At 54.8% G+C, this 24,388-nt stretch carries 22 protein-coding genes; 10 read left to right on the top strand and 12 right to left on the bottom strand.

Features of this window, described 5'->3' with window-relative positions; genetic code table 11:
- Nucleotides 1–14: 14 nt before the first annotated feature.
- Complete coding sequence (mutL, locus tag B4O97_RS12635) at nucleotides 15–1,832, top strand: DNA mismatch repair endonuclease MutL (RefSeq protein ID WP_083051322.1); 1,818 nt, start codon at nucleotides 15–17, stop codon at nucleotides 1,830–1,832.
- A gap of 13 nt (nucleotides 1,833–1,845) precedes the next feature.
- On the opposite strand, the gene B4O97_RS12630 is transcribed toward mutL, so the two are convergent.
- Entirely contained in the window at nucleotides 1,846–3,705 is a 1,860-nt protein-coding gene (locus B4O97_RS12630; protein WP_083051321.1) for a tetratricopeptide repeat protein, read from the bottom strand.
- 17 nt (nucleotides 3,706–3,722) lie between these two features.
- Entirely contained in the window at nucleotides 3,723–4,412 is a 690-nt protein-coding gene (locus B4O97_RS12625) for a tetratricopeptide repeat protein (RefSeq protein ID WP_083051319.1), read from the bottom strand.
- A gap of 97 nt (nucleotides 4,413–4,509) precedes the next feature.
- Between B4O97_RS12625 and B4O97_RS12620 the strand changes: the two genes are divergently transcribed.
- Genes B4O97_RS12620 through B4O97_RS12610 form a run of 3 tightly spaced genes read left to right on the top strand, consistent with a single transcriptional unit; the run spans nucleotide 4,510 to nucleotide 7,473 of the window.
- The gene (locus tag B4O97_RS12620) at nucleotides 4,510–5,889 is read left to right on the top strand and encodes a tetratricopeptide repeat protein (protein ID WP_083051318.1); all 1,380 of its coding nucleotides are present in this window, start codon (nucleotides 4,510–4,512) and stop codon (nucleotides 5,887–5,889) included.
- A gap of 10 nt (nucleotides 5,890–5,899) precedes the next feature.
- Nucleotides 5,900–6,571 (top strand): metallophosphoesterase, encoded by a 672-nt coding sequence (locus B4O97_RS12615; RefSeq protein WP_198947078.1) that lies wholly within the window; start codon nucleotides 5,900–5,902, stop codon nucleotides 6,569–6,571.
- A complete protein-coding gene (locus B4O97_RS12610; protein ID WP_083051314.1) occupies nucleotides 6,568–7,473 on the top strand; it encodes a DUF4032 domain-containing protein in 906 nt (301 codons plus the stop codon). The genes B4O97_RS12615 and B4O97_RS12610 overlap by 4 nt, the downstream gene beginning before the upstream one ends.
- Here the strand turns inward: B4O97_RS12610 and B4O97_RS12605 are convergent.
- The 10 genes from B4O97_RS12605 to recO all read right to left on the bottom strand — a co-directional run bounded on the left by B4O97_RS12605 (nucleotide 7,467) and on the right by recO (nucleotide 16,763).
- A complete protein-coding gene (locus B4O97_RS12605; protein ID WP_143305682.1) occupies nucleotides 7,467–8,132 on the bottom strand; it encodes a hypothetical protein in 666 nt (221 codons plus the stop codon). The genes B4O97_RS12610 and B4O97_RS12605 overlap by 7 nt on opposite strands.
- Complete coding sequence (locus tag B4O97_RS12600) at nucleotides 8,129–9,226, bottom strand: hypothetical protein (RefSeq protein ID WP_083051311.1); 1,098 nt, start codon at nucleotides 9,224–9,226, stop codon at nucleotides 8,129–8,131. The genes B4O97_RS12605 and B4O97_RS12600 overlap by 4 nt, the downstream gene beginning before the upstream one ends.
- Before the next feature lie 2 nt (nucleotides 9,227–9,228).
- The gene (locus tag B4O97_RS12595; RefSeq protein ID WP_083051309.1) at nucleotides 9,229–10,362 is read right to left on the bottom strand and encodes a 1-acyl-sn-glycerol-3-phosphate acyltransferase; all 1,134 of its coding nucleotides are present in this window, start codon (nucleotides 10,360–10,362) and stop codon (nucleotides 9,229–9,231) included.
- Nucleotides 10,362–10,928: an NUDIX hydrolase gene (locus tag B4O97_RS12590; protein ID WP_083051307.1), complete on the bottom strand. Its 567-nt coding sequence runs from the start codon at nucleotides 10,926–10,928 to the stop codon at nucleotides 10,362–10,364. The genes B4O97_RS12595 and B4O97_RS12590 overlap by 1 nt, the downstream gene beginning before the upstream one ends.
- 10 nt (nucleotides 10,929–10,938) lie before the next feature.
- Nucleotides 10,939–11,922 (bottom strand): dihydroorotate dehydrogenase-like protein, encoded by a 984-nt coding sequence (locus tag B4O97_RS12585; protein WP_083051306.1) that lies wholly within the window; start codon nucleotides 11,920–11,922, stop codon nucleotides 10,939–10,941.
- A 139-nt stretch (nucleotides 11,923–12,061) separates the two neighbouring features.
- The gene (rpsU, locus tag B4O97_RS12580; RefSeq protein ID WP_083051304.1) at nucleotides 12,062–12,271 is read right to left on the bottom strand and encodes a 30S ribosomal protein S21; all 210 of its coding nucleotides are present in this window, start codon (nucleotides 12,269–12,271) and stop codon (nucleotides 12,062–12,064) included.
- 75 nt (nucleotides 12,272–12,346) lie between these two features.
- Nucleotides 12,347–13,252 (bottom strand): M23 family metallopeptidase, encoded by a 906-nt coding sequence (locus B4O97_RS12575; RefSeq protein WP_083051303.1) that lies wholly within the window; start codon nucleotides 13,250–13,252, stop codon nucleotides 12,347–12,349.
- Nucleotides 13,249–15,405 (bottom strand): single-stranded-DNA-specific exonuclease RecJ, encoded by a 2,157-nt coding sequence (gene recJ, locus B4O97_RS12570; RefSeq protein ID WP_083051301.1) that lies wholly within the window; start codon nucleotides 15,403–15,405, stop codon nucleotides 13,249–13,251. Before recJ ends, B4O97_RS12575 begins: the two co-directional genes overlap by 4 nt.
- Before the next feature lie 6 nt (nucleotides 15,406–15,411).
- Entirely contained in the window at nucleotides 15,412–16,002 is a 591-nt protein-coding gene (gene thpR, locus B4O97_RS12565) for an RNA 2',3'-cyclic phosphodiesterase (protein WP_083051300.1), read from the bottom strand.
- Complete coding sequence (gene recO / locus B4O97_RS12560) at nucleotides 15,999–16,763, bottom strand: DNA repair protein RecO (RefSeq protein ID WP_083051298.1); 765 nt, start codon at nucleotides 16,761–16,763, stop codon at nucleotides 15,999–16,001. Before recO ends, thpR begins: the two co-directional genes overlap by 4 nt.
- Before the next feature lie 90 nt (nucleotides 16,764–16,853).
- On the opposite strand from recO, the gene lon reads away from it, so the two are divergent.
- Genes lon through B4O97_RS12530 form a run of 6 tightly spaced genes read left to right on the top strand, consistent with a single transcriptional unit; the run spans nucleotide 16,854 to nucleotide 24,244 of the window.
- On the top strand, nucleotides 16,854–19,259 hold the full coding sequence (gene lon, locus B4O97_RS12555) for an endopeptidase La (protein WP_083051296.1): 2,406 nt from the start codon (nucleotides 16,854–16,856) through the stop codon (nucleotides 19,257–19,259).
- On the top strand, nucleotides 19,256–20,101 hold the full coding sequence (locus B4O97_RS12550; RefSeq protein ID WP_083051295.1) for a M15 family metallopeptidase: 846 nt from the start codon (nucleotides 19,256–19,258) through the stop codon (nucleotides 20,099–20,101). Before lon ends, B4O97_RS12550 begins: the two co-directional genes overlap by 4 nt.
- Nucleotides 20,098–21,303, top strand: a complete 1,206-nt coding sequence (locus B4O97_RS12545) for a U32 family peptidase C-terminal domain-containing protein (RefSeq protein WP_083051293.1) — start codon at nucleotides 20,098–20,100, stop codon at nucleotides 21,301–21,303. The genes B4O97_RS12550 and B4O97_RS12545 overlap by 4 nt, the downstream gene beginning before the upstream one ends.
- On the top strand, nucleotides 21,304–22,494 hold the full coding sequence (ercA, locus tag B4O97_RS12540; RefSeq protein WP_083051291.1) for an alcohol dehydrogenase-like regulatory protein ErcA: 1,191 nt from the start codon (nucleotides 21,304–21,306) through the stop codon (nucleotides 22,492–22,494).
- On the top strand, nucleotides 22,491–23,315 hold the full coding sequence (locus tag B4O97_RS12535) for a sensor histidine kinase (protein ID WP_083051290.1): 825 nt from the start codon (nucleotides 22,491–22,493) through the stop codon (nucleotides 23,313–23,315). Before ercA ends, B4O97_RS12535 begins: the two co-directional genes overlap by 4 nt.
- Nucleotides 23,312–24,244, top strand: a complete 933-nt coding sequence (locus B4O97_RS12530; RefSeq protein WP_083051288.1) for an AEC family transporter — start codon at nucleotides 23,312–23,314, stop codon at nucleotides 24,242–24,244. The genes B4O97_RS12535 and B4O97_RS12530 overlap by 4 nt, the downstream gene beginning before the upstream one ends.
- Nucleotides 24,245–24,388: the final 144 nt, after the last annotated feature.

The raw sequence follows: 24,388 nt of genomic DNA, 5'->3' as shown, positions 1-24,388 counted from the left end.
AACAGGACGAGCATATGAGTGACAGGGATTCGCCCCGCAGAATCAGACTTCTGCGGGACGATGTGGCCAGAAAAATCGCGGCCGGCGAGGTAATCGACCGGCCGTTTTCCATTGTACGGGAGCTTATCGATAATGCCGTCGATGCCGGAGCGGACACCATAAAGGTTGATCTCAAAAACGGCGGAATCGGATCGATCCGGGTAAGCGATAACGGAAGCGGTATGAGCGCGGAGGACCTTGCCCTCTGCTATCATGCCCACGCGACAAGCAAGATCGAAAGCGTAGATGACCTCTATCACACGAAGAGTCTCGGTTTCCGGGGCGAAGCCCTGGGGAGTATCGGGGCCTGTGCAAAGCTCTCCATAAACAGCAGTACCGGTGAAGAGGGGCACCGCCTGCTGGTGGAAAACGGAGAAATGCTCTCCCTGGAACCCCACAGGAGTCCCCGGGGGACCACCGTGGAGGCGGCGGACATCTTTTATAATCTTCCCGGCAGACGCCGTTTTCTCAAAAGCGCCAAAGCGGAGGGGGGACTCTGCAGGGCCGTGTTTCTCGAGAAAGCGGCGGCTTTTCCGGAGATCACCTTTCAGCTTCTGAATGACGGGGAGGTCAGGCTCACCCTTCCTGCATCAGGTATTACCGAGAGGGTCTCCACGGCCTACTCTTCGGTTTTTACTCCCAGGCTCACGGAATCCTTCGGTGCAGGCCAACAGGGCTTCTCCTTCACTCTCGTTCACGCCTCCCCGGCGGTCTACCGCAGGGACCGGCGTTATATTCACGTTTATGTAAATAAACGACGCATTCAGGAGTATTCCCTGGTGCAGGCGGTGGAGTACGGTTTCTCCTCCGTGCTGCCCGGGGGGAGTTTTCCGGTGGCCCTGCTTTTTCTGGAGATCGACCCTGAACTCGTTGACTTCAACATTCATCCCGCAAAAAGGGAGGCCCGCATACGGAACATACGGGAGGTGCACCACGCCGTGAGCAGCGGCATCCAGGAGGCCCTTGAGACATACACGCGAAGGGAGCCCTTTCCCGGCGGTCCTTCTCCGCTGAAAAGCGGCCATCAGGATCTTTCCGGTTTCGACGCCCGGAATTTTCAGGATTCGGCAGCCGAAAGGTCCGGGACCGGCGGTTTTACCCCTTCCCCGGAGACATCCCCCCGGAGCATTCCATCCCCGAGGGACGGTGGGCCGCTGTCCCGGGTGAGCAACATCGATTCCTGGAAGGGGATATCCCCGTCGCCGCGGCTTTCTCCAAATACACAGGATGATACCGGCTCAGGCAGGGAGAAAGCCGAGCTCCGCTATCTGGGCCAGGCCTTTGACCTGTTTCTGCTCTGCCAGGCGGGAGAGGATCTCTACCTGATCGATCAGCACGCCGCCCACGAAAGGATTCTGTATAACCGCTTTTCCGCCCCCGGTCAGGAGTCCCAGGGACTTATTGTGCCGCTGGAAATCGAAATAGATGACCAGGAACCCAGGGAGTTCTACGGCGAACTCCTTTCCGAACTGGCGGATCTGGGTTTCCGGGGAGCACTGGAGGAAAAGCAGTTGACCATTACCGCCATCCCGGCTTCGTACCGGGGGGTAGAAAAGGAGCTGGAAGCCTTTCTCAGCGACGCCGGAGGCTCGATCAGGAACCTGCTCACCGCCCTCTATGCCGACATGGCCTGCAAAGCGGCGATCAAGGACGGTGAATCCCTGGATGAGGTATCCGCCCGGGAACTCGCCAGGGAAGCCCTTTCACTGCCGGATCCCCGCTGCCCCCACGGACGACCCGTCTGGTTCAGACTGAGCAGACAGGAACTCTTCGCCCTTGTGGGGCGAACCTGACCGGCAGGAACGTTTAGAGCAGCTCCTCGATTTCCGCCCTGCGGGGATAAGCGGGCTGACGCTCCAGGAGCCGTTTGAAGATCGCCCGGGCCCCTTCGGTCTCCCCTTCGGAGTAGAGCAGCATACCGAGGCGGTAGTAGGCGTCCCAGTAGGCGGGATCGATCTTGATCAGCTCTGAAAGGGACTCCTTTGCCAGGGCTGTCTGATCCGTTTCGATATAGGCGATAGCCAGGTTGTAGCGCATCAGGGTGGCATTCGGCTGGGCAGCGACGGCCTTTTTATAATGGTTTATGGCGTCCCTGTAGAGTTCCGCATGCAGATATACATTCCCCAGGTTGTTGTTCACTTCGATGGATGCGGGATCCACCTTGTAGGCCGCAAGGAGATGGTTCAATGCCCGGTCGTACTCCCCCCGTTTATCGTAGAGGATGCCCAGGTTGATCCGGGGCTTAATATAGGACGGATCCAGGGCTATGGCCTTCTCGTAAGCCTGTACGGCATAATCGGTATTTCCCGTCAGTTCCGCCGCCTGTCCCAGGGTATAGACGTAGAGGGGCGAATCTCCTTTCAGTTTTACCGCCTGGGCCGCAGCTTCCAGAGCGGCACCGCCCCTGTTCAGCTTTATGCACGCCTGGGCCAGGTTGTAATGGACATCCGCCCGGGAATCGTCCAGTTCGGCGGCATTCCTGAAATACGCCTCCGCCTGCTCGTACTTTTCCTGATCAAAGAGATTGATCCCGTAATAGAGGTTGTAATTCACATTCTCCGGATCCCGGGTGACGGCGGTCTTGTAATTCTCGGCGGCCTTTACAAGATCTCCCCTGCTGCGGTAGGCATTGGCCAGGGCAAAATAGGCAGGAGTCAGTTCAGGATCATAATGAATCGTATTGGAAAAAGCGGAAACAGCCCTGTCCGTGTTTCCAAGCTGGGTTTCCGTAAGACCGAGATTGAAGTAGGCGCGGTCGAAATCCGGAACCAGGTGAATCGCACCTTCAAAGGACTGTTTGGCATCCCTGAAGCGTCCCGTCCGGTACTGGACCTTCCCCAGTTCAAACAGTATGTCCGCATTCTCGGGATTCAGCCTGGCGGCCTCCTGAAAGTGGCGGATCGCGTCGTCCCAGCGACGGGTTTTTACATAGATATTCCCCAGGGTATTGTGGGGAATCCAGAGGCTTGAATCCTTCTGAATGGCCCTGTTGGCATTGGCAACCGCCTGGTTCAGTGAACTCTGGCTTTCGGAGTCCTCCCGGAAGAAAGACTCCCCCTTCATGGCATAGGCGTAGGCTACATCAGGATCGATCCCCAGGGCCTGATCGAACTTGTCTCTGGCTTCACCGTAGGAGGAACGTTCCATGGCGGCGACTCCCTCCTGAATAAGACGGTTAAGCTCTTCACGTTTTTTGCGTTCAGCTTCACTCCTGGCTGCCGCCCGCTCCGCTTCATCGTCCCGGGGCTGCATCTGCGGTACGGGCTGGGCCGTGGGACGCAGCTTATCCTCCCGCAGAGACGCGGAAAGGTCGGAAAGGGATTCGGAAAGATCCTGCTGGGAGGCCAGATCCTCCTCTTTTTTGCGTTCCTCGGCATCCCGACGGGCTTTCAGGACTGAATCCCTCAGGGCCCGGGCTTCATCGTCGTCAGGGTTCTGCAGCAGGAGCTGATCCACCAGGTCCAGGGCCCGCTGGTACTCTCCCTGCTCAAAATATTCGGATGCGAGACGCAGGGTGTTGGCGCGTATATCGCTCTCCCGGGAGGATACGGCAGTCCCCTCGCCTTTCCCCTCTGAACCTTTCCAGGGAGCCCACACAAAGAGTCCTCCCAGCAGTAATAACAACAAAACAACCGCGCCGCCGGCGGCAAGAATCTTTCTGTTCATGCAATCCTCACACCTGATCACTCAACAAGTTCGATAATAACATCCGGTTCCTCAATGCCCTCGGTACCGGCGCTCAGGGACTGGGTCTCCTCACCTACATCGTCCAGGGAGCTCAGTACCGAATCGAGGAGTGCCTTCTGCCGGGCTTCCTCTTCCCTGCGCTTCGCATCTTCCGCGGCGATTCGGGCCTTCTCCTCTTCCAGGATCTCCTGCAGCAGCCCCAGCATCCTGCGGATTTCCGTCTCCTGCTGCGGGCTTCTCTCAAGAGAGAGATAACTGGAATAGTCGTTTATCGCTTTCTGATACTCCCGTAATTCAACCCTGACATTGGCCCGGTTGACATAAACGGCATAATTGGAGGGGTTATAATCCAGGGCCTTGTCGTACTGGGCCTCCGCCTCACCAAAGCGTTCCAGCCTGAACAGGCAGCGTCCCATGGCATTGTAGAAAATGTCCTTGTCCAGGGTTGCCACCGTTGATCCCTGCTGGTAGGTTTTTACCGCATTCTCATAATCCCCCAGCAGCTCATAAACATAGCCCAGGTTTCGGTATATATCAGGATCCCTGGGATTCTGCTCTTTGGCGGAAATGTAGAGAGGCAGGGCCTCCGCCGGTCTGTTTTCCCGTAGAAGCTCATCGGCACGGGTGCGCAGGCCCTTGTTCTCCTGCCCGGGGAGACCCGCGGTGAGCAGAAAAAACAGAAGCATTACTGTTTTCCACTTTTGAAGGGTAATAACAGCACCTCCTTCGATTTGACATGCAGGCAAAAACCGATTACTCTTCACCTTATTGGAGTAACCTTACATGCCGGCAATAATCGCACTTATCATCATTTTCGGAACAGCTATAGGGGTTATTACCTTTTTTCTCATAAAAACCGTCATCGCCCCTAAACGGGTTGCCACTCTGGTGGAATACCACCGGCAGGGTAAGTATGCAGCCGCAATACGCATGGCGCGTCAAATTATAGCAAAAGAGCCCCGAAATAGTGAAGCCCACTACCTTCTGGGGCTGAGTTATCTGGGAGACAACAAGCCTGAGCTGGCGCTGATGGAGCTGAAGACCGTCAACCAGATAGGCAAGTTCGGGGGGGCCTGTCCGGAGGTTGACTTTCGCAACAGTATTGCCAGGCTCTACGCCCGTTACGGCCAGATCGAGGAGGCCTTGAAGGAGTATCTGCTCCTGATGCGCCTTGAACCGATGGAGGCCGATTACTACTACCAGTCCGCCCTGCTCTTTGAGGAACGGAACAAGTCCGATAAGGCCATCGGATTCTACCGAAAAACCATAGAGGTCGCGCCCAGGCACTCCAATGCCCATTACCGGCTGGGCTATCTGCTCTATCGCAACAAAAAGCCCGTTGAAGCGAAGGTCGAGCTTGAAACTGCAATCAAATTCAAACCCGAAAACTATACCGCCTATTTTTATCTCGGACGCCTTCTGAAGGACAATCACGACTATGTCTCCGCCCTTCACGCCTTTGAGAGGGCACAGCGCGACCCGGATATGAAGGTCAAAGCCCTCATCGAACGGGGCGGCTGCTACATGAGCATGAACAACTTTGAAAAAGCGGTTACCGAACTGGAGCGGGGGATAAAGCTGTCCAGGGATGAATCGGCCATGGAGACTATCTACGGCCGCTACTTTCTGGCTCTCTGTTACGAGAAGATGAGAGAAATCGACATGGCCGTGGAACAGTGGGAAAAGATCTACTCGAAAAAACCCCAGTTCCGGGATGTCGCTGAAAAACTGAGCCAGTATCAGGACCTGCGGACCGATGACAGGCTCAAGGATTACCTGACAGCGGGATCCCAGGAGTTCCAGGAGATGTGCAAGGCCACCTGCGGGCAGCTTGGACTCCGTGTCCGGGACCTTTCGGATATCCCCAACGGTTGCCAGATTATCGCCGTGGATGACGATACCCGCTGGAGAAATACCAGAAAACTTCCCCGACTGCTCCATTTTCTGCGGATTCCGGAAATGATTCCCGAATCCACGGTCAGGAATTTTCATGAATTAATGAAAAAGTATTCCGTACAGCGGGGCATACTGGTATCCAGCTCCAACTTTTCCCGGGTCGCAATGGATTTTGTTGAGTCCCGGCCCATCGACCTCGTGGACAAGGACAAGCTTCAGGAGCTCCTCAAGGGTATAGAGATGCCCGGTGCCGCGGTCAAACGCTGAGGCCCCCTGTATGAAGGTCCTCTGCGTTGCAGACCATGTGGATCCCCTGGTCTATTCAAACAGCATCAAGGATCGTTTCTCGGATGTTCACCTGGTCCTGGCAGCGGGGGATCTCCATCTTGAATACTATGGGTTTATCGTCTCTTCTCTGAATGTTCCCCTCTGCTTTGTCTTTGGAAACCATAATCTGGAAAGAATAAAGGACTATCGCAGCGAATTCCGCAACGTCTACAGCCTGAATCCCGAGGCTTTTCATCACTATCATTCCTACGGGGCCACCTACGTGGGAGGGAAAATGGTAAAGATAAAGGGGATTCTGATCGCCGGACTGGGGGGGAGTATGCGGTATAACCGGGGGGACAACCAGTTTACCGAAATCGGCATGTTCCTGTACGCTCTCCGCCTTTTGCCAAGACTTCTCTGGAACCGTCTGCGCTACGGAAGGTTCCTGGATATTCTGCTGACCCATGCGCCTCCCAGAAATATTCACGACAAGGAGGATCCCTGCCACCGGGGTTTCCAGTTTTTTCGGCTCTTTATGGATATATTTAAACCCAGGTTTCTTATCCACGGGCATGTTCATCTTTACGATCTCAATGCCCAACGGGAGACCATGTATAAGCGAACCCGCGTGATCAACGCCTATGACCACGTGCTGCTGGATATCGAGGAACTGGAGTGAAGCACTATATAGCCCAAAAAGCAGAGGAAGATTTCAACAAGGCCCGGGGAAAGGCAACCCTGGGTATGATTCTCAACTATCTTAGCCCGGAGCGACAGGAACTGCTCTCGCTGCAGGACGTACGCGACCTGCTGCACCCCAAGGGAGAGTCCTACCAGGGAATGAAAACGGTCCCCCTGGACAGAATAATAGGGAGCGAAGGGCGCTACAAGGATTTCAATAAAGCCTTTCTGCCCCGGCATGAACATGTCAGAAACCGCTGGCAGAGCATTGACCGGGCCCACATAAGCGATATAATCCTCCCCCCCATCAAGCTCTACGAGATAGGAGGAGTCTATTTTGTCAGAGACGGCAATCACCGGGTTTCGGTTGCCCGGCATCAGGGAGTCTATGCCATCGATGCCGAGGTTACCAGTCTGACTACGGAGATAAGCCTCAATCCGAAGATGACTATCCAGGACCTCAAAAAAGCGATTATCGATTATGAAAAGCAGGACGTCTTCTCAAAAAGTGAACTGGGGAGAATAATAAGTCCCCACGAACTCTCCTTTACCGAGACCGGGCGGATTTACGAACTGCTTCGCCACATTCAAGGGCATAAGTATTTTATGAATCTTGACAAGAAAGAAGAGATACCCTTCGTGGAAGCAGGCCGGTCCTGGTACCGGAACCTCTACAGGCCTATCATTCAGGTAATTAAAAGAGACAAACTTCACAAGCGCTTTCCGGGACGAACCCCCTCGGACCTGTATATGTGGATTATCAAGCACTGGCATGAGTTGAAGGAAAAGTACGGTGAGGATTTCTCCATGGAGGAGGCTGCCAGGAACTATGCCGAAACCTTCGGTACCTCCTGGAGCAACAAGATCATGAACCTCCTGCTCCGGAAGAGAAATCAGTAAGGACCGCTGCCCCTATACCAGCCGCGGGAATCGGAGACAAAAACATACCACTCAAGATTGGTTCCCGCCTCGTTCTGCGTGTATTCCCGGGGATCGAAGCTTCCCTGCACTGTTTCTGCGGAGACCAGCACCCTGCCTTCGGTATCCTGACCGAGAATATAACAGGGTTCGGATTCGGATGAATCAATCAGAAAGACCGGTCCCTGCCGGACCAGTCGCGGATACTCCTCATCAGCGGCGGAAGCGCTGAAAGGCGGCAGGTCGATGAATATCCTCTCCTCTGTGCGTTCCCCTGCACGGTCAAGAAGGACAAGCAGATATTCCCCCCGGGGAACCCCTTCGACTCCCGAAAAACCTGATGAACCTGTCCAGGTTGTGTTTCCCCGGGTACGTTCCTCCCATGTTTCAGGAAAAAGGCGCCAATAGAGGCGGCTCTCCGGATGAAGCAGGTAGAGCTCTTCCAGATCCGCCCTTCCGTCGTCATCCTCCGCCCGGATAAACAGGGAAAGCTCTTCACGCACCGATCCGGAATCGGGGGAAAGGATGCGAAAGACCTCCCAGGATACCCCTTCTATACGCGGCGGGGCGGCAGTACAGGCCCCCAGGATCAGGGCAAGCAGCCCCGACACAACAAGACCAGACAGCTGCCGTTGTTTCACTCCTTTTCATCTCCGTACTGTAACAGGGAAATAAGCAGACGTTTTTTCAGTCCCGTGCGTCGGGCGATTTCAGACAGACCTGTATCCGGATCCTGTGACCTGATTTCCGCAACCTTCTGATACACCTCGGTCTGATACTTCGACTCCATAAAGAGCCCTGCTTCTATTTCCACCGCAAGACCGGTCCTTACCAGCAGTTGCAGTGCCTGGTGACGGGGAGATCCGGCGATCTTTTCCATTAAAAATCCCTCGCTCCTCAGCTGCCCCAGAATCCCCCGGGACATGGGCGAGAGTGAGGATGAATAGTCCCATCCTGCATCGAGCAGAATACCCTTCCGGGGATAAAACCAGTTCTTCCGGGCAAGGAGGGACAATAAGTCGGGAATCATGTAAGGGGGAAGGCCCAGGAGAGAACTGATTCTGCCGGTTTCGAGTCCCCCCTCCTTTCGGGACTCTGCCTGCAATTCACCCCGAACCCATTCCAGCCAGGGAGAAAAAAAGAGAAAGTCCCCAAAGGTTTCGGCGCTCTTCAGGGTTCCTTCGGGGACTTCTGCTCCGCTCTTCGGCATCCAGCCCTGAGCCTTGAAGGGTATGGTATCCCGGCTGATTTTCCGGTAACAGTGCACAGTCAGGGGGGTAAATCTCCCCTCTCCGAGATTGACAGACTCCCCCGCCACAAGGTCCAGGGGACGCAGAAACTCAAGGAGGACAATCCCCGCTCCCTTTTCCGGGGCGGCACTGACTCGAAACCGGACCTTTTCGCGCTGCCGTTCAAACTCTCCGGATAGGGGCAGACGGGGCCGGAAGTCAAGATACCCGAAGAATCGCTTAGAAGAGACCCCGGGGGAATTCAGAGGGATAAAACGATCTCCCCTCTGCAGTGCGTCCCTGCCCAGGCCTTTGATCCGGGCCGTCGATGCGTCGGCATCCCTGCCCTTTACGGGTTTCAGACGTACCCGGTTCAGCGAAGGCAGATGGATCCATTCTCCGGGCATCTCTCCGGGAATCGAAGCAGTGAAGCTTAATACTATCTCCCGGCCGTGCCGGGACCCCGTACGCTCCAGGGATTTGAGAACAAGAGAGTCTCTCATCATTCTTAATCAAGAGCCTCCCGGTTTTCAACCGGTTTTGCGTAGGCGGCCCAGGCCTTTGTCCGCACCTGGGGGGGAAGGCGCCGGAAACGGGCATTAAAGGTTTCGAGCTCCTCCTGGCTGTACCTGTCCAGATACTTTGATCCGCCGTGGAGAAGGTCATACCCGATATAATTATTCGGCCAGAGCCGGTAGCCTCTGTGTATTGCCCTGTCGATGGCTTCGGCCACCTCTTTTTCCGAAGAATACTCACCGGTCAGAGGTTCGCAGTACTGATAATGGATACGCCCCTTGTAGCCCTGTATTCCGGCGTACATGCTGGCCAGGTCTTCAAATTTTCCCTTGGAGTGGGTGCCTTTGTTCTCCTTGCGGTAGATCTCCCAGGCTTTCATCCGGTCGCAGGGATCGAATTCGTAGGAGACCGCCACCGGTACTATGCAATAACGCCGGACCATTTCCGTATAGTCAACATCACTCTTCCGGTGAGCCAGGTAGAGCATCTTGATGACCGCCGGATTCGTACGGTCATCCCCGTCTTTGGCCCTGCCCTCCCGCTGGGCTATCCAGATTGACTGCCCCTCCTGTATACGGGAGTCGATATAGCGGGAAAGCCTGATGGATGAAGCCAGCTGCTCCCGGGGAGACAATCCGCGGTGTACGATAAAGGATCGGTTGACTCGGATCAGGTCCGCTACCAGATCGTTAATCATCAGATTATCACCGAAAGCTATCTCGGTTATATTCAGATCATGGAGGGCCAGGAAGTAGTTTATATAGGCGGGATCAAGGGTTATGTCCCGGTGGTTGCTGATAAACAGATAGGAGGTGTCCCGGTTGAGAGCATCGAGACCGTCAGCACTGATGCCGTCGGTGGATTTTCTGCGGATAGTGTCCAGAACCAGCTTGACGATAAACTCACGCTGGAACTGGTCCACAGATCTGACCTGCTTCACCTTTGAAGAGAGCCCCCAGCTGACCAGCGGACGGACAAGGGGAAACACCCTTTTACTGATATAGGGAAAGCGGTAGCGCCGTACCAGTTCGGCAATCCAGGGGTGCCTGGCTATTCGTAACAGGACCTCCCTTATTTCGTCGTCCCGATAGGGCCTGATATCCTTAAACTCATCTGCCTGCTCCATTACACTATCTCCTTGCAGTGTGTCCTGTCCGGGGAAAAAAGGGCCCGGTAACGCCGGGGATTATTCCGGCGCCACAGAATAAAACGGTGATATTCATCTTCAAAGTTGGGAGTGAATAGCCTGGTGCCCAGAGATTTCCTGATCTCAGACTCCTTCCAGAACCGTCCGTCACAAATTTCGTCGGGATTGGGCCGCAATGCACTGTCGCATACACATACGAAGGTCCCCACGTATTCCGACTCAAAATCATTATGCATTATGTAGCGATACATAAAACAGGGAACAAAATCCCGTAAACCGAGCTCCTCGTCGGCTTCACGGAACACGGCATCCACATAATCTTCTCCGGAAGGAATGTGTCCGCCGACGGAGGTATCCCATTTATCCGGCTGGACCTGTTTATCCGGATTCCTGCGCTGGAGATAGATTTCCCTTTCCGGGTTCATGACAATCAGATGGACCGCCCGATGCAGATAGTCCGGGTTCCCGTGACAAAGACTGCGCCGGGCCTGGCCTATTACCCGGTCATTTTCGTCCACGAGATCGAGGATTTCCTCCTCTTCCATACCCTTCCCCTCAGCTGATACCTACAAGGGCCTTGATGTACTGGGATCGTTCGAATATTTCCGGATTCCTGACGTTTTCACGGCTCAGTTTTCCCCGGAACTCGTCAATCGTCCTGAAATTGTGACGGTTCATCCACTCTTCGACCTCCACGAGGATTCGCTGAATGTGGCTTATGCCGTTCCGGTACAGGGTGGAACAGAGCTGGGTAGCCCGGGCACCCGCCAGGAGCTGTTTGATAACCCCTTTTCCGTCATGGATTCCCGTTGCGGCGGCGAAGTGTATGTCGAGTTCCCCGGAAAGAAGGGCGATCCACTGCAGAGAGAGGGAGATCTCCTGCTGGACGCTGTATACCTTGGCGGGAATGATCTTCATGTTCTCTATGTCGACATCGGGACGGTAGAAGCGGTTAAAGAGGACCACCCCGTTGGCACCGTTGTTTTCAAACCGCTTGATTACATTGGCCAGGCCGGAAAAATGGGGACCGATCTTGAGGGACACAGGGACAGAGACATGCCGCTTGATCTCCCGGAGGATGGCTATGTAGCGGTCTTCAATGCTGCTGCTGTCCTGTTCCGCGTCGGCGGGCATGATAAAGACGTTGACCTCCAGGGCGTCAATTCCCGCCTTCTCGAGGCGTCCGGCGTACTCAATCCAGCTTCCCGGGCTGACACAGTTTACGCTCCCGATTACAGGAATGGAAACCCGTGACTTTGCAGATTCAATGAGTTCGACGTATTCGTCTATATGCTGGTGTTTACTTGTGCCGGTAAAATAATCAAAGGCATCGGTATGGGCCGTATAGTCCATACTCTTCATCATTTCAGCGGTTTCCAGGTTAATCTGTTCCTCAAAAAGGCTCTTGATAACCACCGCACCGGCACCGGCCTTCTCGCATTCGGCGATTTTCTCCGCCGAGGAGGTCATACCTGAACTCGCAACGATGATCGGATTTCGCAGATTAATACCCAAGTAGTTTGTCGACAGATCTATCATCTAATTCCTCCCGAGTCAAGAAAATCGCCTTCAGGTATCCCGCAAACAATCGAAACTGCAGCGGAACTCCCGGCGGGAAAAGAAAGAGGCCCCACAAAGGGAGGCCTCCTGTTAACGCTGTTACGCGTTTTCTTTAGGTTTAGTAGTTCTTTGAGGCCTGAATCTTGCGGAGCTTCTTCATCTGTTTGCGCTCCATGGCCTTTTTCTTGCGGTTTTTAATGGTGGAAGGCTTTTCATAATATTCCCGTTTCTTCCATTCCCGGATAATGCCCTCTTTTTCAACCATCCGCTTGAAACGTTTGATTGCCTTTTCCAAGGGTTCGCCTTCGTCTATTCGAATGTTAGCGATAGAAAATCACCCCCTTTCGCAGTAAGAATACATACGTCCGTTTTATTAAATAGTATTAGCTTTGGAGTGTCAAGCTCACGGATCAGTATCCACGTTCAGGGATGATGCCGTCCCGGAGGAAACAAAGGGGCGGGCGGTAAAGAGCAGAGGATCCACGGGGATCCGGTTTATTCTCAGTTCCCAGTGCAGATGCGGGCCCGTAGCAAGCCCCGTCATACCGCTGGTACCCAGGATATCCCCCTGTTCCACAAACTCACCCTCCTCAACAGCAAGCGCATCGAGATGATAATAAATTGAGAAGATTCCCGGTCCGTGTTCCAGGACGATGGAGAATCCGGTGAGCATCCGCTCCGCAGCCAGTACAACCCTCCCCCCCGCCGCTGCTGCAACGCTGGTACCCACCGGAACAGCGTAATCGATACCGTAATGCAGGGACCTGCTTTTTTCTCCGTCGGTATAGATAAAAAGTCTCCGGTCACCGTAGCTGCTGCTCTTCCTGGCCTCCCCCACGGGAAGGATGAGTACCTCCTCTGCAAGAGAAGCTGCCGGATCAAAACGGCCGAGGAGCTCCCACATCCGGCGGGACTCCTCGATTTTTCTGGGATCATCACTCTGCCGCAGCTCTGACATGGCGATACTCAGGGGAATCTCCTCATGGATAAACTCCCTGACCGCTATCGGAATCTCCAGACTCGTCAGAGCATCTCCGGCATCCCTTACATACAGCTCGATCAGGGATCCCGAAAGATCGCAGGGAATGGGAAGCAGGATGATGTAACTTTCCTCCGTGCTTATGGCTTCCGAAGCACTCAGAGTCCGTCCCTGGTATCGGAGTTCAGCTCCTCCGGCAAGCTCATCCCCCTCATGGGAGACGACGCTGACAATCCCTCCGGGGGCCGCCAGGGAGAGATCCACATCCCAGGCGGAGAGCAGAAGAAGCGGAACCAGCAGCAGCGCAACGGACACGGGGAGACGCTTCATTCAGCAGGTCTCTCTTCCACGAGGTGTACATCCTCCGGCCTGTGAAGATCCAGAACCGTCAGCTGCAGGGTCTCGGTGTTGTTGAAATAGTTCCTCCCCAGCCGGAAGGCCACATCCACGGTATCCCCGATCTGAAAATCCCGGCCCAGACGGGGTGCGGCGTTCCAGTAGACCGCCGGCCACTTGTGGACACCCCCTTCCAGAAGAAGTTTCAGGTGAACCACCTCTTTTTTCCCCATCAGGTCGGCCTGCAGAATCTTCATGCCCCGGGCGAGAAAGACCAGGGGAGGGTTTGCCTCGCCGTAGGGTTCGAAGCTCTCCTGGACTGTGATGAGTTCCGGCTTCATATAAGCCGGCGGCAGCTCCGCATCGATGGAAAGGCGCTCTTCCACGGTCTCCACCGGTTCGATTCCCTTGGCAAAGGTGCGTACCCGGTGGGTAAAGTTCTCAAAATGCTCCTCCGGCATGGAAAAGCCTCCGGCGCAGTCGTGCCCGCCGTAATCAAAGAAGAGGTCTTCAAAGTTGGAGAGAAAGCTGCGCACATTAAAGGGAGGGTCGCAACGTACCGATCCCACGGCTTTGCCGTCAAAGTGGGCCACAACAACCGCCGGGACCTTCATGGTGTTGGACAACCGGGAGGCGATGATTCCGGTAATACCGCGGTGGATGGATGAATCGGAGATAAACACCATATTGCCGCTCATCTCGTCCAGGTTCTTTCTGGTCTTCGGCAGAATCCTGGACCATACCGTTTCTCCCAGCTTCTTCCGTTCCCGGTTCAGGGCGTCCACCTCTTCGGCAAGCTCCTTGAGCTGCGCATCGTCGTCACTCAGAAGCAGATTCACCGCCGTATCCGGCCTGCCCAGACGCCCGGTTGCGTTAATCGAGGGACTCAGCTGCCAGGCGATGTCGGTGGTCCCGATCCGTTTTCCCAGCAGGTTTTTCTGGAAGAGGAGTTCCCGCAGGCCTTTTCTGCCCGTGGAATTCAGGACCTTGAGCCCCTGGCGCACCAGGATGCGGTTTTCGTCCACCAGGGGCATAAGATCCGCCAGTGTCCCCAGGGCCACAAGGTCCAGGCAGCGGGGAAAATCCTCGTTCAGGGCGGGTACCTTCCGGTGAACAAAACTGCGGAAAAGATTCGCGAGAACGTCGATCTCTTCCAGCCGGGAATTCTCGTATTTGCCGATCCGGCTTTTCTCCCGCAGGGCCAGCAGACTCGATCCCCTGCCCCGCAGGGCGGGAAAGACCTGTTCGATCTCCGGCTTAAGATCGATCAGGGCTATGAGCGTATCAGGACCGAAGATCTTCCGGAGCATCTTCTCCTGGGGGCCAGCATCGTAAACCAGGATCTCCTCGCCCTCGAGAAAACGGTAGAGCCGGGTATCCGCGAGGCCCACCATCCCCGGATTCAGGGTCTCGACAACCCGGTCCGTCTCCACCAGGTTGACCAGCTTGACCGCCTCGATAAAGTAGCTGTCGTTTCCGGGCCTTACGTTCAGAAGACAGACACTCTGGTTGTAAAAAGGGGAGCGGGAAAAAAGAAGTGCCCAGACCAGCTTGGATGCGACTCCGCAGCCGGCCAGGTCACGGAAGGGATAACCGCAGTCCTCCACCTTGGGATTGATAATGGCAACCGCCGGGGGGAGTTCCTCGGGAGGATTGTGATGATCGACCACCAGGGTCTCGATTCCAAGTTCCAGGGCACGCTCTATCTCCTGCTTGTTGGAGATGCCGCAGTCCACCGTAATGATCAGGCTGCCGTCATCGGCGGCGAACCTTTCCACCGACTCCATGTTGAGACCGTAGGGATCGTCTCCCATGGGAACCTGCCAGCGCACATCTCCTCCGAGATCCCGGATTGTCTGGGTAAGAAGAACTGTGGAGGTGATTCCGTCCACGTCGCGGTCTCCGAAGATAAGGATCTTCTCCCCTTCCTCCAGAGCCTGGTGGATCCGGTCCACCGCGTCCTCCATTTCGACAAAAAGAAAGGCGTTATGGGTAAAGAGGAGGTCGTCCTCGAGGATAAACTTTATATCCTCCCTGCGATGCAGGTTCCGCCGTACCAGAATGGATGCCAGAAGAAGATCGATTCCGAACTCCTCGGAAATCTTCCTGACCGTATCGCTCTCTATAGGATATTTCTGCCAAACCATGCCTTATCAATCTCCCAAATTTGTCTGGTTCCCGAAGCGGTACCGTCCTTCGGGATAGTAGCGCGCCCCGCCCGGTCCCAGTTCCGAACGGAACAGAACAAGCTCACTGCACCGGAAAATTCTCCTGATACCCGCGGTCAAAGAGGGCAGCGAATCCTCCTCCATCAGCTCACCCCGGCGGCTCCGGAAACGGCCGAAACTGATGTGAGGACGGAAGCTCCGCCTCTCCCCCGGAAAACCTGCGCCTCTTAAGGTCCCGTCGAGATGCCGGAACATGGCATCCATGCTGCCCTCAGGGTCTTCCAGCAGCAGGTTGATACTCCTCGCCCGCCGGGGGGAAGGAAAAAGTCCCAGGGTATGGGGCCGGAACGCCGGGGATTTCAGCACGGAAACTCCCCCCGTCAGGATTTCATGCAGAACACTGAGATCCTGTGGACTGGTATCCCCCAGGAAATTCACCGTTACATGCAGGTTTTCTGTCTCTATATACCGCAGATTCTCCATGCCGCTTCGCCGGCAGGTCTTCTGAAGGGCAATGATACCCTTAATCAGCTCCGATTCCGGCACCAGGGCGGTAAACAGCCTCAGTTTTATCATACGACGGGTAACCCGAAATAGATCTCAAAGGACTTCAACTGCAGATTCAGGGTAATCTGAAGAAGATCCCGCAGCAGGCGGACCAGCCCCTGCTCCAGAGATGTGTCTGTCCCGATCTCCAGGGCCCTGGACAGGGGGAACTTTGAAGCCCCTTCCATATGACGCCGTACCCCCGGAGAGACCGGGAGGGACCCTTCCACAGCGCAGGATCCGCACATGAGTTCTCCGTCCCGGCTGTAGAAGAAAACCTCCTGTGAGGGGGAAAAATCGACTCCGCAGCGACCGCACTCCCCGGGGGATCCCAGAAAGCCGGCGTGCAGCAGAAAGCGAAGCAGAAACTGGAACACCGTCCGGCGGCCCGCCCTGGCGTCCCCGGTCTCCAGAACCATCAGACAGCGGCGCAGCAGACCGAAGGGGTAGCGGTAATCCGGACCTCCGCCTCCGTAGCTGGCTGCGACGAGTTCCGCCAGTAGAGCTGCGGCGTAGCTGCGTTCCAGGTCGTTTCTCAGACCTTCGTAGGTATGGATCACCTCGATATCGGTAATCTTGAGAAGATCCCGTACCGGATTCCGGTACAGGTGGATCCTGGCATGGGAGTAGGGATCGCTTGCACTGACCAGGCGGCTTTTTCCCTTGAAGGCACCGAAAGCCAGGGCCTTTACCAGCCCCGTGTCGGGGGTCAGCAACAGAAGCTGCTTGTGATACTCTCCAACCCGGGATGCCCGCAGGATCAGGGCTTCTGTTACACTGGCGCGGCTCATTTCCGGTCATAATACATCTTTCTATTGATGATTTCAATAAATCTTTGTACCTTATAGACCCGCGAACAACAAACACCAGACGAGGTTCTCATGGCAGAAAAAAACATAATACCGGCGGACCAGATTCTTCCCAACAAGCTGTTCATAATCCCATTGAACGGACGCCCCATATTTCCCGGAATATTTACTCCCCTGATGATTTCCGGCCAGGAGGACATGGAGGTTGTCAATAAATCCATGGAGTCCAACGGGCTCATCGGCCTGGCTCTGCTCAAGGATCCGGAAACGGAAAGCCCCGTGGGAAGCGAACTGCATTCCGTGGGAACGGTGGCCAAGATAGTAAAGCGTATCAATCTTCCCGACGGTGGTATGAACATATTTATTTCCACCCTCAAACGCTTTAAAATAAAGAAATTCATTACCCAGGAGCAGCCGATATCGGCGGCGGTTGACTATCTGGACGACATCAATGACCAGTCCGACGAGGTGAAGGCCCTCTCCCGGGCACTCCTGACGGAGATGAAGCAGCTTTCGGAGAACAATCCCATCTTCTCCGAAGAGGTGCGCCTCAACATGATCAACATAGACCATCCCGGCAAGATCGCAGACTTCATTACCTCCATCCTGAATATCAAGCGTGAGGACCAGCAGCGTATCCTGGAAACCCTGGACGTTCAGCAACGGATGGAACAGGTGCTGATCTTCATCAAGAAGGAACAGGAACTCCTGAGTATTCAGAAGAAGATTCAGCAGCAGATCAACGAGAAAATCGAAAAAAGCCAGCGGGAGTACTTTCTCAAGGAGGAGCTCAAGGCAATAAAGAAAGAGCTCGGCATGCCCGTGGATGCCAAAAGCGGGGAATACCAGCGTTTCAGGGAACTCATCGATACCCTTCCTCTGCCGGAGGAAGTACGGGAGACAGTGGAACGGGAACTCGAAAAGTTCTCTCTTATGGACCCGAACGCCTCGGAATTTATCGTTACCCGCAACTACCTGGATACCGTTGTATCCCTTCCCTGGGAGGAGCCGAAGCCGGAGGATTTTGAACTGGAAAAGGCCAGGAAAATCCTCGACGCCGACCACTACGGTCTGGACGAGGTCAAGGAAAGGATCATCGAGTTTCTGGCGGTACGCAAACTGAAAAAAGACACCAAGGGCTCGATTATCTGCCTGGTGGGTGCCCCGGGGGTGGGCAAGACCTCCGTGGGCAAGTCCATTGCCAGGGCGCTGAACAAGCAGTTCTTCCGCTTCTCCGTGGGGGGAATGCGGGACGAGGCGGAGATAAAGGGCCACCGCCGCACCTACGTCGGTGCCATGCCGGGCAAGATCATTCAGGGCCTCAAGATCGTAAAATCCCGGAACCCCGTATTTATGATCGACGAGATCGACAAAATGGGAGCCAGCTACCAGGGAGATCCCTCCTCCGCCCTGCTGGAGGTGCTGGACCCGGAGCAGAATGTCTCCTTCCGGGACAACTACCTGGACCTGCCCTTCGACATTTCCACGGTGCTCTTTATCGTAACCGCCAATACCCTGGATACGATTCCCCGGCCCCTTCTGGACAGGATGGAGGTTATCCGTCTCTCGGGCTATATCGAGCAGGAGAAGATCGCCATCGCCAGCAAGTACATAATCCCCAAATCCCTCTCCCGGCACGGACTCAAAAAGAGCCAGGTCCGTTTTACCAAAGCGGCCCTCTCGGGGATTGCGGTCAATTACGCCCGGGAAGCCGGAATGCGCAACTACGAGAAGGCGGTGGACAAGATACACCGTAAAATCGCGACCAGGCTGGTACTGAAGGAGCTGGAACCTCCGGTCAAGATTGACGCAGCGGACCTGGAGGAGTACCTCAGCAAGCCCATATTCCGGGAAGACGTTAAAAAGCAGGCCGCCGTACCGGGAACCGCTGTGGGTCTTGCCTGGACCAACTTCGGCGGAGACATCCTGGTTATCGAGGCGGTGTCGAATCCCGGAAAAGAGGGCTTCCGGATTACCGGTCAGATGGGAAGTGTAATGCAGGAGTCGGCGGGGATTGCCTATACCTACTCCCGGCACATAGCCGGCCGCTACAAAGTGGACAAGTCCTTCTTTGAGAAAAACCAGATACATCTGCATATTCCCGCCGGGGCGACCCCCAAGGACGGCCCCTCTGCCGGGATTACCATGACCGCAGCGCTGATGTCCCTGGCAACCGGGAAGAAGCTCAAAGCCGACTTCGCCATGACCGGGGAACTCTCCCTCGTGGGAAACGTGCTTCCCATCGGCGGACTCAAGGAGAAGGTAATAGCCGCCAGGCGGAACAGGCTTAAGAAGATAATTATCCCCAAACCCAACGAGAGGGATCTGGACGAGATTCCGGAAAAGGTCCGCAAGGGCCTTAGCTTCTATCCGGTGGAACGGATGGAAGAGGTCCTGGATCTGCTGCTTCCCGGAGTCGGCACCGACGGGGAGACCAAAGCAGGCACAAAGTCGGGAAAAAAGAAAGGAACCCCATGAGGCTCCTTATAAACCTTGCTCTGCTGCTTGTGCTGGTCTCATGCTCTCCCGGAATCGGAGAGGAGACAATAGAGCCGGCGGAGGACAAAGCCGCAAAGGCCGGGGAGAATCCGTTTCCGCTTATTCCGGACTTCTCCCTGTCCCGGGACGACCTTGCCCGCTTTGCCGCAGATAACGCGAATCCGGGGACCGCTGAGGCAATCATGGTCCGCCCCGCGGAGTTTCTGCTTTTGATGCGGGAGATCCTGAAGGAACCGGAGGATCTCTTCCTTATTGCCGACAAGAAGCATACCCTTCCGGAGGATTACACACCGGAGGACCTCGTCGCCCTGACGGAGTTCCCCCTTACACTGAACAGAAAGGACCTGAGCCTCCGGGAACGAATAATGCCGGATCTCCTGGCCATGGACCAGGCCGCCCGAAACGAAGGGCTCAAGCTTGTCTACTCCTCAAGCTACCGCTCCTATGATTACCAGAAACAGGTTTACCAGCGGCACGTGAACCAGATGGGACAGGAAGCCGCTGACAGGATCTCCGCCCGGCCGGGAACCAGTCAGCATCAGCTGGGGACTACCGTTGACTTCGGCTCCATTACCGACGCTTTTGCGGAAACCCCCGAAGGCCGCTGGCTGAAAAAGAATGCCTGGCGCTTCGGCTTCTCCCTCTCATACCCTGAAGGCTACGAGGATTTGACCGGATACGCCTGGGAAAGCTGGCATTACCGCTATATCGGGCGGCCGGCTGCACGCATGACTGAGCTCTTTTTTGAAGGGATTCAGCATAATTTCCTCTATTTCCTCGATGCCCACCGAAGCTTCTTCCAGGAACGGCGTCTGCCGTGAAGAGCGAACTGCTTGCCCCCGCGGGGAACCTGGAAAAACTGAGCTATGCCTACAGCTATGGAGCCGATGCGGCCTATATCGGAATCAAGGCCTTCTCCCTCCGGGCCAGGGCGGAGAATTTCCACGACGAAGAGTTCGAAATAATCCGCAGAATCAAGGGAGATCGAAAGCTTTACGCCGCTTTGAATATCTATTTTCACCCCTCGGACATCCGCTCCCTGGAGGAAAACCTGGACTATCTGGGAGAGTACCCCCTGGATGCCTTTATCGTCTCCGACCTGGGGGCAGCCCGGCTTCTGCAGCGGCGGTTTCCCGACACCCCTCTGCATCTGTCCACCCAGGCGAACTGTATAAACGGAGAGGCCGTCAAGGTCTACCGGGATCTGGGCTTCCGTCGCATAATCCTAGGACGGGAAACCTCCCTCGCCGACATTGAAGAGATCCGCCGGGCCGTTCCGGAGATTGAACTGGAGGCCTTTGTTCACGGTGCCATGTGTCTCGCCTACTCGGGACGCTGTTTTTTAAGCGCCTACATGGCGGGCAGAAGTGCCAACGAAGGAAACTGCTCCCACTCCTGCCGCTGGGACTACCGGGTCCTGGAGGAGTCGAAGCGACCCGGGGAGTACTACCCGGTGGAGACCGGTGAAGGATTTACCACGATCCTCTCCTCCAAAGACCTCTGCATGATCGACCACCTGAAAGAGCTGAAAGATTCCGGGATCAATTCCTTCAAGATCGAGGGAAGAATGAAGTCGATCTATTACACCGCCGTCGTGACCAGGGCCTACCGTAAAGCCCTGGACAGTCTGGAGGGAGAGGCTGATCCGGATTTTTCCGCCTACAGAGAGGAGCTTTTTAACGTAAGCCACCGGGAGTACTCCACGGGCTTCTACTTCAGTAAAACGGATATAGAGGAGCCCACCCGGACAAGCTACCAGCGGCGCTACATGTTTCTCGGGAGTTTGGGAAAACAGCACCCTGAACATCCGGGCACCTGGGAACTGAACGTTAAAAACCAGATCCTGGCGGAAGACAGAATAGAGTTCCTAGGCCCGGACACAGCCTTTCTGGCGGATACCGCTTTTGTTTTATTGGATAAGGATTTGCTTCCTGTTGCAAAGGCCGACCACGGATCATATTATTATATTAGAACTGCAGTTCCCGTTTCAGAAGCTTATATTTTAAGGAAGGCGATATCCTGAATGCAGGTTGATCACGGCCTGACGGAAATGAGAAAGTTTGTAGCCCCGGAGTTTATTTTCGGCATCGGCGCCCGAAAACGCTGTCCCGATTATATCCGGACCTTCGGAGGCGGCAAGGTACTGCTTGTGTCCGACCCGGGTGTGGAAGATGCAGGCTGGACGGAAGAGATTGCAGCGCTCCTCCGGCAGAACCGGATACCCTATGCCCTGTATGACTCCGTCAGCCCGAATCCCCGGGATACCGAGGTCATGAAAGGCGCGGAGTTCTATCTGCAGAACGACTGCAGCATGATACTGGTTGTCGGCGGGGGGAGTCCCATTGACTGCGCCAAGGGAATCGGGATCGTCGTTTCCAATGACAGGAGCATACTCTCCTTTGAAGGCGTAGACAATGTTCCCGTACCCATGCCTCCCCTTATCTGCATACCCACCACTGCAGGTACCTCGGCGGATGTTTCCCAGTTCGCTATCATTCTGGATACCGGAAATTCCAACAAGATTGCCATCGTCAGCAAAGGGGTTGTCCCCGATATAAGTCTGATTGATCCGGAAACAACTAAAACCATGGACATGGCCCTCAGCGCGGAAACCGGAATGGACGCCCTGACCCACGCGGTGGAGGCGTTTGTATCCAATGCCTCAAGCCCGGTTACGGATATGCACGCCCTCAGAGCCATGGAGTACCTCGCCCTGTATCTGCCCCGGGTTATCAATAAACCCCGGGACAGTACGGTACGGTCGGGAATCATGATGGGAAGTCTTCTTGCGGGACTCGCCTTTTCCAATGCAAGCCTGGGCCTCGTCCATGCCATGGCCCATTCCCTGGGGGGATTGCTCGATCTGCCCCACGGACTCTGCAACTCCCTGCTGCTGGAGCATGTATCTCTGTTTAATTTTGACGCTGAACCGGAAAGGTACCGCCGGGTTGCTGCAGTTCTTTCCCGCAGGGCATTGGAGGATATACCGCTGCAAAGCACCCCTCATGTCCTGAAGGAAGCCCTGAAGGACCTGCGGGAACTTTTGTTCCTGGGGAACTCCCTCGATGCCGGAGCGATCGATGAGACAACGGTGAACAAGCTGGCCTACCGGGCCCTGAACGATCCGTGTACGGTAACAAACCCGAAAGATGCGGATACAGACGATCTTATAAAAATCTATGAAAAAATCCTCCACCGAAAAATACAAAAATGAGTAACAGCAATAAGAAAATACGGGACAAGATAATCGGCCTGGGTGAAAGCTCGGCAAGAAAGAGCTATTATCCTCAACTGCTTGAGAATATCCGGGAGCTGAAGGAGGAACGGGCAAAACTCATCGAGACGGTCCATACCCTGGAGGAACGGGAGAAAGAACTGGAGAACCTGGTGGAAGAAAAAAGCATTCTTCTGGAAGAGGTCCATCATCGTGTAAAAAACAACTTCCAGATTATATCAAGTCTTCTTAACCTGGGACGAAACTCCGCCCTGCTGCCCTCTGAAGCAGCCAATTTTTCCGAAACAGGACGCAGGATACAGGTAATGGCCCAGGTATACGAACGGATGCTGCACTCCGGTATTCTGCTGAAGGTCCAAATCGCTGAGCTGCTGCGGTATATTGCGGCCGACGCATACTACTCCGTAAAAAAACCCGGGGTCAGAATCAACTACAGGATGAATGAAAATCAGCTTTTTTGCGGGGTTGACCTGGCTACCCCCCTTGCCCTGATTGTCAACGAAGTTATCAGCCTCCTTTATTCCTACGCCTTTTCCGACGGCTCCGGAGAATTGAATATTGAACTTGCACCTGACACGGCGATGGATTCTGCCGGGAACACAGCGTACACAATCAGGGTCTTCGACACGGGTCCCGGAATCACGGAATCGACAAAAGAGGTACTTGAAAAACAGCTGGGGGTAATCCTGATACGAAACCTCTGCTCCCAGATCGGCGGGAGCTACAATTATATCCCGACGGCCTCGGGTAACTATAACATCATCTTCAGTATTTCATTGAACAAGGACCAGGCAGCATGAATCAAATGATCGTCAGTCTTCTTCCTGTTTTTCTTCTTCTGGGAACCGGTGTACTCATTCGCAGGTTTTCCATTCTCGGCAGAGAGGCCGTGGACGGCCTCAAGACAATTATCATAAAGATAGCCCTCCCGAGTGCCCTGTTTCTGGCCTTTGCCCAGGCGGACATGAGAATAGAAAAGACCTGGATATTTCTTATGGTCTTCCTTTTTTGTGGAATCCTCTATCTCACAGGCGGCATTCTCCATAAAACCCTGCCCCGACTTTTTCCCGAGGAGTACACAAACGCTTATTTTACCGGTTTTGAGTTCGGCATGATCGGAATAGGCCTTTTTACGGCTATCTGGGGCATGGAGAAACTGCCCACCATTGCCATGATCGCCTTCGGTCACGAGATTTTTATCTGGTTCGTATATGTTCCGATCCTCAGCTCCAGAAAAACCGGAAAGATTGAAATCACCCGGATACTGAAAGATTTTTTCAAAACCCCCACCACCATCTCCATTGCCCTGGGCTTCCTTGTCAATGTGCTTCACATCTATCCGGAAATTTCCGGCGTAATCGCTGGCAGGGCTTTCCTGAAGAGCCTCGAGATGATCAGCGCCCTTATAGCACCCCTTATTCTTTTCATTATAGGCTATTCAATCAGCTTCAGAAGGATCCCCCTTGCAAAATCCCTGGCACTTCTGACAAGCCGCTGGATTGCGGTCCTCGTTATCGGTATAGCCCTTGTGCATCTCATGGAGGGACTTCCGGGGGTGGATGATTTTTTTCAGCTGGCTTTTTACGCCTTCATCCTGCTGCCCCCGCCATTCATACTTCCCCTGTTTATTAAAGAGGATCACCATGAGGAGATCTCCTTCTTCAGCGAGCTCCTGATCTATTATACGATTCTCTCTTTTGCGGGCTATGTTATCCTGATGTCCCTGTAGGGGCTTTTTTTCCGGAGTCTCGTTCGTAAAACAGAAAAAAAAGGCGCGACCCCGGAAGGAGCCGCGCCCTGACACTGTCTATTTTTCCAGGACACCTCTAAAAACTACTCTTTTCCCCATATCCGGCGTCGTCAAGATTTCCCG

This window comes from Marispirochaeta aestuarii, assembly GCF_002087085.1.
Classification (GTDB): Bacteria; Spirochaetota; Spirochaetia; order JC444; family Marispirochaetaceae; genus Marispirochaeta; species Marispirochaeta aestuarii.
This window is presented reverse-complemented; position numbering and strand designations above follow the sequence as displayed.

Bases quoted from the DNA above. Each gene is read 5' to 3' on its own strand.
- thpR (WP_083051300.1), bottom strand. From the start codon at position 16,002: ATGATAAAACTGAGGCTGTTTACCGCCCTGGTGCCGGAATCGGAGCTG.
- lon (WP_083051296.1), top strand. From the start codon at position 16,854: ATGGCAGAAAAAAACATAATACCGGCGGACCAGATTCTTCCCAACAAG.
- B4O97_RS12590 (WP_083051307.1), bottom strand. From the start codon at position 10,928: ATGGAAGAGGAGGAAATCCTCGATCTCGTGGACGAAAATGACCGGGTA.
- B4O97_RS12550 (WP_083051295.1), top strand. From the start codon at position 19,256: ATGAGGCTCCTTATAAACCTTGCTCTGCTGCTTGTGCTGGTCTCATGC.
- ercA (WP_083051291.1), top strand. From the start codon at position 21,304: ATGCAGGTTGATCACGGCCTGACGGAAATGAGAAAGTTTGTAGCCCCG.
- recJ (WP_083051301.1), bottom strand. From the start codon at position 15,405: ATGGTTTGGCAGAAATATCCTATAGAGAGCGATACGGTCAGGAAGATT.
- B4O97_RS12625 (WP_083051319.1), bottom strand. From the start codon at position 4,412: ATGCTTCTGTTTTTTCTGCTCACCGCGGGTCTCCCCGGGCAGGAGAAC.
- B4O97_RS12585 (WP_083051306.1), bottom strand. From the start codon at position 11,922: ATGATAGATCTGTCGACAAACTACTTGGGTATTAATCTGCGAAATCCG.
- B4O97_RS12615 (WP_198947078.1), top strand. From the start codon at position 5,900: ATGAAGGTCCTCTGCGTTGCAGACCATGTGGATCCCCTGGTCTATTCA.
- B4O97_RS12630 (WP_083051321.1), bottom strand. From the start codon at position 3,705: ATGAACAGAAAGATTCTTGCCGCCGGCGGCGCGGTTGTTTTGTTGTTA.
- recO (WP_083051298.1), bottom strand. From the start codon at position 16,763: ATGAGCCGCGCCAGTGTAACAGAAGCCCTGATCCTGCGGGCATCCCGG.
- B4O97_RS12530 (WP_083051288.1), top strand. From the start codon at position 23,312: ATGAATCAAATGATCGTCAGTCTTCTTCCTGTTTTTCTTCTTCTGGGA.
- B4O97_RS12595 (WP_083051309.1), bottom strand. From the start codon at position 10,362: ATGGAGCAGGCAGATGAGTTTAAGGATATCAGGCCCTATCGGGACGAC.
- B4O97_RS12600 (WP_083051311.1), bottom strand. From the start codon at position 9,226: ATGATGAGAGACTCTCTTGTTCTCAAATCCCTGGAGCGTACGGGGTCC.
- B4O97_RS12535 (WP_083051290.1), top strand. From the start codon at position 22,491: ATGAGTAACAGCAATAAGAAAATACGGGACAAGATAATCGGCCTGGGT.
- B4O97_RS12575 (WP_083051303.1), bottom strand. From the start codon at position 13,252: ATGAAGCGTCTCCCCGTGTCCGTTGCGCTGCTGCTGGTTCCGCTTCTT.
- mutL (WP_083051322.1), top strand. From the start codon at position 15: ATGAGTGACAGGGATTCGCCCCGCAGAATCAGACTTCTGCGGGACGAT.
- B4O97_RS12620 (WP_083051318.1), top strand. From the start codon at position 4,510: ATGCCGGCAATAATCGCACTTATCATCATTTTCGGAACAGCTATAGGG.